Source organism: Mesobacillus subterraneus (assembly GCF_023715485.1).
GTDB classification, from domain to species: domain Bacteria; phylum Bacillota; class Bacilli; order Bacillales; family Cytobacillaceae; genus Mesobacillus; species Mesobacillus subterraneus_B.
The window spans coordinates 52,309-65,315 of sequence record NZ_JAMBOF010000020.1 but is presented as its reverse complement, the minus strand read 5'-3'; the positions used below and the strand labels follow the sequence as shown (position 1 = coordinate 65,315).

Here is a 13,007-nt window from a genome sequence, read left to right as displayed (position 1 = left end):
CATATACTTTTATAATCATGAACGTTACCAAAAAAGATTAAACGGCCTTAGCCCCCTAGAATACAGGGCTAAAGCCGCTTAGATTGTTTTTATTATTTCCACTGTCTACTTGACGGGGAGCAGTTCACACAGGATCAGGCACTTTTTTTATTCTGAGATTAAGAGGTAAACAGAATTACAAGCTATTAATCCGCTAAATTATTTTTGAAGAAAAGACTAAGTATTTTCTTGTAAGGCCTATGGTTATTTGCTACCGAAATTATTTGTGGTTTTCCCCATTAAGTCCTCGCTCATAAATTTTCACATTCGCATAGATCGCTGATAGGATTGGCGCCGCCATCCCTAGTTTTTCCGCCTTGTTCAGCAAATAGCCAAATAGGTGGTCACCTTCGGTTGGCAGTGACTTTTCCATGTCCCGTTGCAGGGAGGACTTCATCCCATGACCGATTTCGTTCATCCGGCTCAATGTTGCCTCCTTGGAACCATCTGCAAGCGGAGCGGCGATTCCCATCATAATGTCTGCCGTTTCGCCCAGCAGACTCTCGATAGATGCAAGGCCTTTCTGCTGTTCGCGGATTGGTCCGATTGGCGACCTGAACAGCGAAGTAATGCCGCTTAATGAAGTAATGAACAAGTACTTATGCCATAATTCCTGCTCGATTTTTTCAGACAGACGGAAGTTTGCTTTTGTGTCTGTAAATGCCTCCTGAAGCTTTAAAATTCTCGCAGAGTGCTCACCGTTTCGTTCTCCGAAGACTAAATCATGGATTGGACTCGTCTGGACCACTTTACCATCCTCATCCAAGGTCGTTTCAATGAAGCAGAGACCGCCAATTACTTTCTCAGCACCAAACGCTTCAGTCAATCTATCAAGATGGGCAATCCCGTTCAAAAGCGGAAGAATCATCGTTTCATTCCCAACGTATGGCCGGATACTCTCAATCGCGCCATCCAGATGATATGACTTCGTCGAAACCAAAATAACATCGTAAGCCTCAACATTTTCATCCACTAAGATCGTCTTTGGATTAGGGAAAATCATATTCCCATGAATGCTGTCCACGATTAATCCATGTTCACGCAGCTGCTGATGCCGTTTTTCTCGTACGAGGAACGTGACATCTTCTCCTTTTTCCAAAAGACGCCCACCGAAGTAGCCGCCAATCGCACCTGCCCCAACGATTAAAATTTTCAATTCAACCAACCTCCTGACGATGTAAAAGTGCACGCCTGGAATCAAGCGTGCACTGGTGTTGCCTTATTAATATGCAAGGAAAGCTGCGAGCAGCCCGCCTGCCGTGATGAGCACGATGATGATTTTAGCAATAAAGGGAAGCTGCTCTTTCCCTTTTTGATTAATCTGATCTTCCTTTTCATTGACCGATTTGCGGTAATTAGGACTGCAGCAGCCGCTCATCGTTACGCCACCTTGTTATAGTTGGAAATATCTTCGTCAAGCGGGATATTTTTAGCTCGTGCTTTTTTAGCAGCGTTGAAGAAAATAACCGTGATGGCAACCGTTACGATTAACGCTCCGATGTTGGATACTGTCAGCGACTGGCCGAATCCGATTTGTGCATTAAGGATATAGGAAGTCGTAGCTGCTGTCATGAACATACCAGGAATCACGGCGATCCAATAGTTCTTTTTGGCGATGAACAGGTACATGGCACCAACCCAAAGCGCGATCACCGCAGTTGATTGGTTAGCCCAGGAGAAGTATCTCCAAAGAATCGTGAAATCGACTTTTGTCAAAGCGAAAGAAATAACGAATAATGGAAGCGCGATCCAGAGACGGCTAGTGAATTTCTTCTGTGAATAGTTGATGTAGTCAGCAATGATCATACGAGCACTTCGGAAAGCCGTGTCACCAGATGTGATTGGCAGTATGATTACTCCGAGTACAGCAAGCGTTCCGCCGATCGCACCAAGCATCGCTGTTGAAGCCTCACTTACGATTGCAGCCGGTCCGCCGTTAGCAAGCATGTCGTTCAGGCCGTTGTAGCCGTCGAACAAGCTCATTGCCGCAGCTGCCCAGATCATTGCAATGATACCCTCAGCAATCATCATGCCGTAGAAAATCTTACGGCCTTGCTTTTCATTTTGCGTTGTACGAGAGATGATTGGTGTTTGTGTTGCATGGAATCCTGATAAAGCGCCACAAGAAATCGTTAAGAATAATAATGGGAAAATCGCTGCATTACCAGGGTGGAAATTTGTTAATGATAACTCAGGAATCGGCGCTCCTGTAAACACTAGCATTCCGCCAACACCCACAGCACTGATCAACAGTAATGCGCCAAAGATCGGGTAGAAGCGGCCGATGATTTTATCAACAGGAAGAAGCGTCGCTAAAATATAGTAAATAAAGATTGCGGCAACAATAATCCCCATTGTTACCTTTCCGTCCATCAAGTTGTGAAGCAAGCCAGCCGGAGCGGTAACGAAAACGGTTCCAACTAATAGTAAAAGAAGAATCGCAAATGCATTAACAACGTGTTTCATGAATTTGCCGAGAAACTTGCCTGCCAATTCAGGAAGGTGTGCGCCTCGGTTACGGATAGAGATCATACCAGTTAAATAGTCATGAACAGCACCGGCAAAAATAGCGCCAAGAACGATCCAGATAAATGCAACTGGCCCGTAAAGCGCTCCCATGATTGGTCCGAAAATAGGACCTACACCTGCGATGTTAAGAAGCTGGATCAATGAGTTCTTCGCTGTGGACATTGGCACATAGTCAACGTCATCTTTATGCGTGAAAGCCGGGGTTGAACGAGTCTCATTAACACCGAAAACCTTTTCAACGAACTTGCCATACGTAAAGTAACCAATAATCAAAAGAGCGATACCTGCTAAAAATGTATACATATGAAACCTCCTCCATATAAATGAATGCGTTTACATCAAGTATAATAGAGTACGATCAATTATGGCAGTTTTGTGAACAAGATGCAGAAATGCAGGCATGAAATGCGGTATATATAGATTTAGATGCATTAGGAAAGCAAAAAAGCATCAAGTAGATGCTTTCTGTAAAATTGCAAATTATCTATTCATTACAATTCAAGCTGAGCCCTTAGTGCTTTAACATAATTCCTGCTCACCGACAGCATATCATCCCGGCCTGCGATTTCCAATTGATAAGCACCATTGAACCACGGAGTCAGTCGAGTTACATAGTCAAGGTTCACAAGATAGCTTTTATGAATGCGAAAAAAAGAGTAGGGAAGCAGCCTGCTTTCAAGATCCTTTAAAGGAGTCTTCGTTTCGTACTCCTTGCTTTTGGTAATGATTTTCGAGAATTTTTCTTCCCTGGATATATAGAGAATGTCCTTCGGATCAAGATAAAAAATTTCGCCATCTCCTTCGACAGCTAATTTTCCGGTCATCTTTCCTGCTTCTTGTTCTTTAGGAGCCAGGAAGTGCTTTTCGATCCTTTGGATTGTATCCTTTAGTTGAACCTCATCATATGGTTTAAGCAAATAATCCACAGCTTCATATCTGAATGCCTCTGCAGCAAATTGCGGATAGGCAGTAGCAAAGACAATCAATGGTGCCTTTTTTAGTTCCATCAGCGATCTGGCTGCTTCCATCCCGTTCATCTTCGGCATTTCTACATCAAGGAAGACGACATCCGGATGAAGCTGCAAGGCTCTGATCACGGCAGTTTCTCCCGTTTCAGCTTCCCCAACCACCTGGATGGAAGGGAAGGAGCCCAACAAATGCTTCAACTCATCCCTGCTATACATTTCATCATCTGCGATTAATGTCCGTATCGTATTCTCCATCTAAAATTCCTCCGCTTGTGGAATCGAAAAAGTAAACTTTGTTCCTTTTCCAGGCTCACTCTCAATCTGCAAAGAAGCCTTTTTACCAAACATCATCGTAAGCCTTCTGTTCACATTAAAAAGTGCGATTCCGCTTCCTTTTTCAGAATCGATGATTTGGTTCCCTAATTGATTGATGCGGTCCTCACTCATGCCTTGTCCATTATCTTCAACTGATACGAGTGTGCTGGCTGTGCCTTTGTGGATAGTGATATGTATATGGCAGTCCTGATCCATATTTTTAATGCCATGCTTCACGGCATTCTCCACAATCGGCTGCAGTGTCAGCGGAGGGATTTTTACCAGAAGAGCTTCGTCATCAATTTCATATGTCACCTTTAGTTTTTCCACAAACCGTGCCTCTTCAATAGAAAGGTATGCTTTGACATGCCGCAATTCCTGTTCAAGCGTTGTGATCGTTACCGTAGTGGCAGTAAGGTTTTGCCGCAAAAAGTGAGAAAGTGATACTAGCAGCATCCGTGCTTTCGCAGGGTCAATCCTGATCAGTGATGTGATGACATTCATCGTATTGAAAAGGAAGTGCGGGCTGATCTGCGCCTGCAGTGCTTTTATCTCCGCTTCCTTCGCAAGCTGGTAGGCTTTATCCGCTTCAGCGATTTCAAGCTGGTTGCTTAGCAGGTTGCTAAGTCCTGAAATTAGCTCGATGACTACATTTGTTATTTCTTTTTCAGATTTAAAATAGAACTTTAAGGTGCCGATCGTTTCATCCCGCTGTTTAAGCGGAGCAATTACCACGGCCCCGAGCGGACAGCTTTGCTCGCGGCAATGGATGGTTTCATCGTTTGCGACAACAAGGCTGCCACTTTTGAGGACGTCTCTTGTAATTTGGGTTTGGATCGGGCTGCTGGAGCGATGATGATCATCACCGAGACCGATATGGGCCAAAATTTCTGTCTGGTTTGTCATTGCCACGGCACTTGTTTGCACTTCGTTGTGCAGGATTTGGCATACTGCCAATGCAGAGTCCTGGTTGATGCCCTTGCGGAGGTAGGCAAGTGTCTGGTCGGCGATCCTCAAGGTTTTTTGCGCCAAGAGCGCTCCGGCTTTCTCTTCTTCAGACACGACATTTCTTACGACCATCAGGAACAGAGCTGAGCCAAGGCCATTCGCGAGGATCATTGGAACACCAATAATCTCCACAAGAGTTAAGGCTTTATCAAAGGGCTTTGCCATCAAAAGGATTATAAGCATCTGTACTGTTTCCGCGATGGCGCCAACCATAAAGGCAGTAGCCAGGTTGATATTCTTTTTCTTCTTTTGGAACCGGCCTGCGATGATTCCCGCAACTATTGCGGCAAGCCCGCATGCTAAAGCCGTAAAGCCGCCAAGTGTAAATCGATGGAGTCCGGCAATCAATCCCGCTCCAATTCCCACTTTATATCCCCCAAGCAGACCGGCGATGACAATACCGATGACCCTCGAATTCGCTATCGCTTCATCTGAAGCAAGATCGGCAGCCCAGCGGTTAAATTGAAGGGTATCTGTATTGAAGCTCATTCCTGAATATGTACCAATAATCCCAAAAAAGCCGAAGAAGACAATCGCAAAATACTGCTGGCGCCGGTTCAGGGAATCGTGGTAAATCAAACCCCTGAAAAAGCGGAACCTAGTTAAGATGAACGCAATTGTAACAATAATGCCAAGCCGTTCAAGCATGGTAAGTAATAATTCAAACATAGCCGCTCTCCTTGGGAGGTGGATTTCATTCTTTTATCTGAACTCATTTTAATGTAAAGATAACTAAAGTAAAAGTGTATGAGCCTAAGTTGCTGAGCAGTTTTGTGAAAATAAGAGAAAAACCTGCCATTGAATTATTTCGGCAGGTTAGTTAGAGCTTTTTTCTGCAAAGACTGTTCCATCACTCTGAAGCTCCGCATAGAAAGTATCCGTTATTCGATTGATGCCTTTCTTTTTTAACTCATTCAAAAGCCAGTCTTCACTCAAATTTAACTCTCTGAGATTTTTTTTGACGATACTGCCATCCACAACAAGTTCAGATGGCATAAACTTTCGTGGTTGAAGGGGAATACCCGTATCTTTATTTATTACGTTTTCAAACTCCACTTTTTTTAGAACGCTTAGCTGTCCGTTAGGTTCCAGTATTGCGTAATCTACTTCTGTTATTGAAAAAATATTTTTTATTCTAAGCAGCATCGTGAGGTCGTCCATATTTAATTTATTGGATTTCATCACTTTTTCATTAATCTTACCTTGTTTAATAATGATGGAAGGTTCCCCGTCAAGCAAAATTCTGGCTTTTGCAGATTTAAGAGCAACATACTCAATTGCCAGAGTTAAAAAGGCCCACAGAGTTAAGCCTGTAACACCATCAATTAATTTAATATCTCTGTGGACAACCATGTCCCCAGCTATATTTCCAAGAGCAATTCCTGTAATGTAAGTGAAAAAAGTCATTTGGCTAAGCTGTTTTTTGCCTAGAACACGGGTCAGAAAGAATAAGACAGAAAAACCTAATAGTGTTCTGAGCATGGTTGTTAAAATCGTATCCATAATACGCCTCACAAAAAGTGTTTTTTGTTATGTTTTCCTTTTAATACAAAATCATTTACTTTTTCTAGTTCGTTGAACTAATATGATTGAAAAATTTATTTGAGTGGTGTCTTGCGGATATAATGGCGAAGTTCGAAAATAGGCTATAAAAGAATATACTGAAGCAGCATGGTGCCCTGAAGCTTTTTATCGATGAAAGGGCAGGCGATTTGGAAAGCTGGTCAATGCTTTATCCGAAAAGCATTCAATTCGAAACAGCAAATGCTAAAAAAAGCGCCCGGTTGCATGCAACCAGGCTTAATTGGAGAATTGCTTGTATTATTTTATATCTTTGTTGGATGAATCTTGCATTCTTGAGGTTTGGCAGTGTAGATAACAGCCAGGAGATCATTCAAAAACTAATTTTAAAGCGTAAACCAGTACTTTATAGCGAAAAAATCATTTTTATAGCGAAATCCTGAATTTAATAGCGAAAATCTGATTATTATAGCGAAATCCTTCATTTCATAGCGAAAATCTCATTTTTATAGCGAACTGGAAAATTAGTGCGATTTTTTCCAATTCCAGCTATTGAAAAATCTCGATACGGTGGCTGAAAAATTCGTGTGATTTTTTCCATTTCCAACTTTTAAAAAATCTCGATATCGCCGCTTGATACATCAGCATCGATTTCATGCTTTCCATTGCCGTGTTCTCCGCTAAGGCGGTTATCGGTTTCTTGTTTATTCTTAAGTTGGAAATCCGTTGAAATATCCCCGCTGCTTATTTTTCCGTTCAACGTGAAATCTGCATTATCAGGAAGGTCTAGCTCAATGTCTCCTGAGCTCACATTTAAACTGATTGCATCCTTCAGTTCATCCATCTGGATTTCCAATTCACCTGACGAAACTTCTGCATCCAGTTTCCCGGAGAAATCCTGAACTTTTACACTTCCTGAGCTAACGTTGAATGTACCTGTTTCAGCTGTCAATGAATTGATTTCGACTTCTCCGGAAGAACTGCTGTGGTCAAATGTTTCAACATCCATGTTTTTCAGTTCCATGCTTCCGGAACCGATATCAAGCGCTAGGCTCTTTAACTTCATTGGATTATCAATTGAAGCCCCCTTGAATACGATCTCACCAGAGCCAAGCTCGATCTCCATATTCTTGTCATAGTCTTCAGGAATGTAAATCGTTAGAGATGTCTTATTTTGCTCAAACCAGTTAAACGAGAAGAATCCTTTGCGTTTAACAGTAACCTCGATGTCATCTCCATTTTTATCGACGGATACAGTGCCCTTGCCTTTCAGTTCTGCGCGGATATCGTCCCGATCTTCGGGAATGATTGCCGTCCTGACGCTGGAAATATCAATTGATATATTTTCAATATCATTTGAAACTTTTGCCGAGTCTTCACCTTTTGAAAAATTAACTCCATTTCCTTCAAATAAGTAATTCATCGCAATGTAGGCCCCGGTGATTATTAAAAAAATAACTAAAATCCGCTTGATCATTTCATTTTCCCCTCTCAAATTATCTATATCTAGAATAAGGCATCTCCATGCTAACCCCAATGCACCTTGGATTTAAAATTCGCTAAGACTTGAGGCGGATTTGTTTCTAGGCGTTAAACCTTCTGATAATTATTGGACAGAAAAAGAGCCAGATTCCGTTTGTGGTTAAAGTTGGGAATCTGGCATCTTGTTGTATATAGTTTATGCTTTTGCTTCAAGTAGCTTGGCGATTTCAACGATTGTTTCAACGGACCTAAGCATATTATCTACAGAGATGTATTCGAATCGGCCATGGAAGTTTTCTCCGCCTGTAAAAATATTTGGGGTCGGCAGCCCCATATAGCTTAGCTGCGAACCGTCTGTGCCGCCGCGGATTGGCTTCACGATGGGCTTGATGCCGAGATTTTCCATCGCCTCGTATGCAATGTCGACAATTTCTTTTACCGGCTCGATTTTATCTTTCATGTTGTAGTACTGATCGTTCATTTCAAGCTCAACGCGGTATTCACCGTATGTAAGTCGTAGTTCATTGGTGATTTTCTGCATTAAGTCCTTGCGCGCCTGGAAGCTGTCTCGATCGAAGTCACGGATTATATATTGCAGTGTTGTTTCCTCCACATCTCCGTTGATCGAACTGAGGTGAAAGAAGCCTTCATAACCTTCTGTGTGTTCTGGTGCTTCTTCGGCAGGAAGCTTGCTGTTGAATTCCATTGCGATTTTCGCGGAGTTCACCATTTTACCTTTTGCCGTGCCAGGGTGGACATTTTTACCCTTGAATGTCAGCTTTGCACTGGCTGCGTTAAAGCTTTCATATTCCAGCTCACCAAGCGGTCCGCCGTCAATGGTATAGGCGAATTTTGCATTGAACGCTTCTACATCGAATTTATGTGGCCCTCTGCCGATTTCCTCATCCGGAGTGAAAGCCACACGGATTTTTCCATGTTTGATTTCCGGGTGCTTGATCAAATAAGCCATCGCCGTCATGATTTCTGCGATTCCAGCCTTGTTGTCAGCTCCTAGAAGAGTCGTTCCATCAGTCGTGATCAATGTGTGGCCTTTATATTGAGGCAGCTCCGGAAAATCCGCAGGTGAAAGGATGATATTCAATTCTTTGTTCAGAATGATTTGGTTGCCATCGAAGTTTTCCACAACCTGCGGATTGACATTTTTGCCGGTAAAATCAGTGGCCGTATCGACGTGGGCAAGGAAGCCGATTGTTGGCACTTCTTTATCGGTATTGGCAGGAAGTGTCGCCATAACATATCCATTCCCGTCAATCGTCACTTCTTCCATTCCAATCGTTTTTAACTCCTCAACAAGCATGTTGGCAAGAGTAAGCTGGCCTTCTGTCGATGGAGTGGTTTCACTGTTTTCATTAGATTGCGTATCAACTTTTACATAAGAAGTAAATCTTTCAATGATTTCATTCTTCATTTACCTGCATCTCCAATTCATGAGTATATTTTCATATTAACATAAATTTGTCTGATGAGAATTTGATAATCAATTGAATACCATTATTTGGTGTATAATTAAAAGCAAGGAGGCGGTTTGTATGGGTTACGTTATTACGGCAATAGTTTTGATTGTGGTGATTTATTCTATTTACAAGGTTATCCGCTATGGCAAATTACCGAGCAACAACTACACTCCATTTGATGATCTAACAGAGGGGAAGGCTGATAAGGATGATTGATATAGGTATAGTAGTCGTCCTGATTTTGTTTCTATGGTCGTTAACGAAAACACTAGAAAAATTGGCTGATAGAATCATTGAAAAACAGGATCAGCAACAAAGATTATTAGTAGAAATCAAAGCCCTGTTAGAGAAGCAGTAATCCATTTTATACAGAATATAATTAAACCGCTTTACATATATAAAAGTTAAGGCTACTATGAAGCTAACTGAATATTCGTTGTACTACTAGGGGTGCCCTGTTTTGGGCTGAGAGAAAAACATTGAGTTTTTTGACCCTTTGGACCTGATCTGGGTAATACCAGCGTAGGAAAGTAGTGAGAGATGTTTCTTTTCTTACATTGCTTTTAAGCCAGGTCCTTTAAGGATCTGGCTTTTTTATATTTTAAGGAGGTTTTTTAGATGGATTTGAAAAATCAAGTGGTTTTGGTGACGGGCGGCAGCCGGGGATTGGGAGCAGAAACAGTAAAAGCTTTTGCGAGGGAAGGGGCGAGGGTTGTAATCAACTATTTTCAGAGTGAAGAAAAAGCAAAGCAGCTGGAAAAACTTATTGGGCTGAATGCACTTGCAGTCCAGGCTGACGTCAGGGATCCGGACCAGGTCCAAAGCATGTTCATCAAGGCTAAGGAACATTTCGGATCACCAGTCAATACGATTGTAAATAATGCACTTGTGGATTTTAAGTTCGACCCTGTGGAAAACAAGGATGCTTTTTTAATTGGCTGGGAGGATTATCACCGGCAGTTGGAAGGTGCGGTTCGCGGGGCATTAAATACGATTCAGGCGGGTTTGAATGATATGCAAGAAATACAGTTTGGGAGAATTGTCAACATCGGCACAAATTTGTTTCAGAACCCTGTGGTCTCGTATCACGACTATACAACAAGCAAGGCGGCGTTACTGGGATTCACAAGGAATATGGCGAATGATCTCGGAAAGTATGGCATCACAGTAAATATGGTCTCAGGTGGTTTGCTAAAAACGACCGATGCAAGTTCAGCCACTTCTGAAGAGGTCTTTCAACTCATTGAATCATCGACACCGCTTCGAAAAGTGACAGATCCAGCTGAGGCTGCAGACGCGGTGGTATTTTTTGCATCACGATGGGGGCGTGGAGTTACCGGACAAAATTTGGTCGTTGATGGCGGCCTGGTGATGGATTAAGGAGGAGGAGGAGTTCAAATGGAAACAAGAGAGATTGCTGGATTGCTTGAAAAGGTTAGAAAGGAAAATCCGCTTGTACATAACATTACCAATGTTGTGGTGACCAATTTTACCGCAAACGGTTTGCTGGCTCTGGGTGCATCGCCGGTGATGGCCTATGCGTACGAGGAAGTTGCCGAGATGGCCAGGATGGCAGGAAGCCTTGTCATCAACATCGGAACCTTAAGGTCTGCTGTGGTAGAGTCGATGATTATTGCCGGGAAGGCGGCAAACGAACAAGGAGTCCCAGTCATTCTTGATCCGGTTGGTGCAGGGGCAACGGCATACCGAACCGAAACTGCACGAAGGCTTATGGAAGACTTAGAGATTTCAATAATCAGAGGAAATGCAGCCGAGATAGCAAATGTTGCCGGGGAAAAATGGGAAATCCGCGGAGTAGATGCTGTTGAATCGAATGGAGATGTTATCGAGCTTGCGATTTCCGCAGCTGAAAAATTGCAGACTGTTGTCGCTCTGACAGGCAAGGATGATGTCATCACTGACGGGCAATCAGCTTATGTGGTTCACAATGGACACCCCATTCTTACGAAAGTAACCGGAACAGGCTGCCTGCTTACTTCTGTAATAGGAGCATTTACTGCAGTCGAGAAGGATTTGCTCAAAGCCGCAACTGCTGCAATCACCACCTATGGAGTAGCAGCAGAACTAGCTGCTGAAAAGTGTGCTGATCAGGGGCCGGGAAGCTTTCAGATCGAATTCTTAAATCAGCTGTACCGAGTGAATGAACAAGATATCTTGCAGAAAAGTTCTTTTAAAAAAGGAGGTAACTTGATATGAAGAAAGCACTGACAATTGCAGGTTCAGACAGCGGCGGCGGTGCGGGCATCCAGGCTGATTTGAAGACATTCCAGGAATTGAATGTGTATGGAATGTCAGCGCTGACGGCTGTTACCGCCCAAAACACCATTGGTGTCCAGGGCGTTTTTCCACTGGAGGCAGAGGCTGTCGCGGAACAGATTCACTCTGTTGGAGTGGATATTGGCGCTGATGCCCTGAAGACAGGAATGTTGTTCAACGCAAAAATCATCAGAGCCGTCGCTGAAAACATAGAGCAATTCCGATGGGAGACGGTTGTGGTCGATCCAGTCATGATTGCAAAGGGAGGAGCTCCTTTACTGCAGCAGGAAGCTGTTTCAGCATTGAAAAAGTATTTGCTTCCACTATGCCTCGTTATCACGCCAAACATCCCTGAAGCTGAAGTGCTGACTGGTATGTCGATTAGAAACAGTGATGAGAAAAGGGAAGCTGCCAAACGAATTCATGCGCTTGGAGCAAGGAATGTCATCATTAAAGGCGGCCATGATGAAGAGTCTCAGGAATCAGTCGATTTGCTGTTTGACGGACGAGAGTTTGCCTGCTTTTCGACACCGAGAATTGAAACGAGGAACACTCATGGAACCGGCTGTACTTTTTCCGCGGCAATCACCGCCGAGCTTGCGAAGGGGTCATCGGTATATGATGCTGTATCACTCGCGAAGGATTTTATTAACGCAGCCATTAGGGACCAATTGCATATTGGAAATGGACATGGACCAACCAACCATTGGGCTTTTAACAAGAAAAAAGAAAGCAGGCAGACATCATGGCAAGAATAAGCGCGGCTCAAATGAGAAGTTTTCTTAAGGTCTATTTTATAGCTGGAAGTACAAACTGTTTGAAAAATCCTGAAGAAGTTTTGAGGGAGGCCATTAAAGGTGGCATTACTCTTTTCCAATATCGTGAAAAGGGTGAAAGCTGCCTCGAAGGGAAGGAAAAGCTTGAACTGGGCAAGAAACTTCAATGGATTTGCAGGGAGAACGGGATTCCGTTCATTGTGAACGATGATATTGAGCTGGCGCTTGAACTGGATGCGGATGGAGTCCATATTGGCCAGGAGGACGAAGATGCAGCGCAAGTCCGCAAAGCAATTGGAGATAAGATTCTTGGAGTATCTGTCCACAACCTTAAGGAAGCAGAAAAGGCGAAGCGTGCCGGTGCGGACTATTTTGGTGTTGGTCCAATTTTTCCGACTCTAACAAAGAAAGACACGAGAGCGGTCCAGGGAACGGCTTTAATAGAGGAATTAAAAGACTTTGAGATTCCAATTGTAGGGATAGGCGGCATCAACGCTGATAATGCAGTTGTCGTAAGGGAAGCCGGGGCAGATGGAGTTTCCGTGATTACAGCAATCAGCCATGCAGACAATGTGAAAGAAGCTGCATCAAAGTTAAGAGAAAAGGTCTTTCATTAA

At 43.3% G+C, this 13,007-nt stretch carries 15 protein-coding genes and 1 riboswitch; of the genes, 7 read left to right on the top strand and 8 right to left on the bottom strand.

The genetic code is table 11. The features are described from left to right. Position 1 precedes the first annotated feature (1 nt). Complete coding sequence (locus tag M3204_RS23920; protein ID WP_353056065.1) at positions 2–82, top strand: IS3 family transposase; 81 nt, start codon at positions 2–4, stop codon at positions 80–82. A gap of 177 nt (positions 83–259) precedes the next feature. On the opposite strand, the gene M3204_RS20810 is transcribed toward M3204_RS23920, so the two are convergent. From M3204_RS20810 to pepT, 8 genes are all read right to left on the bottom strand, one after another. Continuing rightward, the gene (locus M3204_RS20810; protein ID WP_251487252.1) at positions 260–1,195 is read right to left on the bottom strand and encodes a ketopantoate reductase family protein; all 936 of its coding nucleotides are present in this window, start codon (positions 1,193–1,195) and stop codon (positions 260–262) included. A gap of 66 nt (positions 1,196–1,261) precedes the next feature. Beyond that, on the bottom strand, positions 1,262–1,417 hold the full coding sequence (locus M3204_RS20805) for a hypothetical protein (RefSeq protein WP_251487249.1): 156 nt from the start codon (positions 1,415–1,417) through the stop codon (positions 1,262–1,264). Between the two features lie 2 nt (positions 1,418–1,419). Continuing rightward, complete coding sequence (locus M3204_RS20800) at positions 1,420–2,871, bottom strand: carbon starvation CstA family protein (protein WP_251487247.1); 1,452 nt, start codon at positions 2,869–2,871, stop codon at positions 1,420–1,422. Between the two features lie 188 nt (positions 2,872–3,059). After that, positions 3,060–3,791, bottom strand: a complete 732-nt coding sequence (locus M3204_RS20795; RefSeq protein WP_251487244.1) for a LytR/AlgR family response regulator transcription factor — start codon at positions 3,789–3,791, stop codon at positions 3,060–3,062. Next, the gene (locus tag M3204_RS20790; RefSeq protein WP_251487241.1) at positions 3,792–5,528 is read right to left on the bottom strand and encodes a sensor histidine kinase; all 1,737 of its coding nucleotides are present in this window, start codon (positions 5,526–5,528) and stop codon (positions 3,792–3,794) included. A 147-nt stretch (positions 5,529–5,675) separates the two neighbouring features. Continuing rightward, the gene (locus tag M3204_RS20785) at positions 5,676–6,362 is read right to left on the bottom strand and encodes a YetF domain-containing protein (RefSeq protein ID WP_251487238.1); all 687 of its coding nucleotides are present in this window, start codon (positions 6,360–6,362) and stop codon (positions 5,676–5,678) included. A 628-nt stretch (positions 6,363–6,990) separates the two neighbouring features. Further along, entirely contained in the window at positions 6,991–7,857 is an 867-nt protein-coding gene (liaG, locus tag M3204_RS20780) for a LiaG family protein (RefSeq protein WP_251487236.1), read from the bottom strand. Between the two features lie 201 nt (positions 7,858–8,058). Next, positions 8,059–9,291 carry a peptidase T gene (gene pepT / locus M3204_RS20775; RefSeq protein WP_251487233.1) on the bottom strand — a complete coding sequence of 411 codons (1,233 nt, stop codon included), beginning with the start codon at positions 9,289–9,291 and terminating at the stop codon, positions 8,059–8,061. Positions 9,292–9,412: 121 nt separating this feature from the next. On the opposite strand from pepT, the gene M3204_RS20770 reads away from it, so the two are divergent. The 6 genes from M3204_RS20770 to thiE all read left to right on the top strand — a co-directional run bounded on the left by M3204_RS20770 (position 9,413) and on the right by thiE (position 13,007). Next, complete coding sequence (locus M3204_RS20770; protein ID WP_251487230.1) at positions 9,413–9,553, top strand: hypothetical protein; 141 nt, start codon at positions 9,413–9,415, stop codon at positions 9,551–9,553. Then, complete coding sequence (locus tag M3204_RS20765; protein ID WP_251487227.1) at positions 9,546–9,695, top strand: hypothetical protein; 150 nt, start codon at positions 9,546–9,548, stop codon at positions 9,693–9,695. The genes M3204_RS20770 and M3204_RS20765 overlap by 8 nt, the downstream gene beginning before the upstream one ends. A gap of 78 nt (positions 9,696–9,773) precedes the next feature. Beyond that, positions 9,774–9,883: riboswitch (TPP riboswitch) on the top strand. Positions 9,884–9,955: 72 nt separating this feature from the next. Further along, positions 9,956–10,717: a 3-oxoacyl-ACP reductase gene (locus M3204_RS20760; protein ID WP_251487224.1), complete on the top strand. Its 762-nt coding sequence runs from the start codon at positions 9,956–9,958 to the stop codon at positions 10,715–10,717. 18 nt (positions 10,718–10,735) lie between these two features. Continuing rightward, positions 10,736–11,554, top strand: coding sequence for a hydroxyethylthiazole kinase (gene thiM / locus M3204_RS20755; RefSeq protein WP_251487220.1), 819 nt, complete (start codon positions 10,736–10,738; stop codon positions 11,552–11,554). Beyond that, positions 11,551–12,372 (top strand): bifunctional hydroxymethylpyrimidine kinase/phosphomethylpyrimidine kinase, encoded by an 822-nt coding sequence (gene thiD / locus M3204_RS20750; RefSeq protein ID WP_251487217.1) that lies wholly within the window; start codon positions 11,551–11,553, stop codon positions 12,370–12,372. Before thiM ends, thiD begins: the two co-directional genes overlap by 4 nt. Then, the gene (gene thiE, locus M3204_RS20745) at positions 12,360–13,007 is read left to right on the top strand and encodes a thiamine phosphate synthase (RefSeq protein WP_251487214.1); all 648 of its coding nucleotides are present in this window, start codon (positions 12,360–12,362) and stop codon (positions 13,005–13,007) included. Before thiD ends, thiE begins: the two co-directional genes overlap by 13 nt.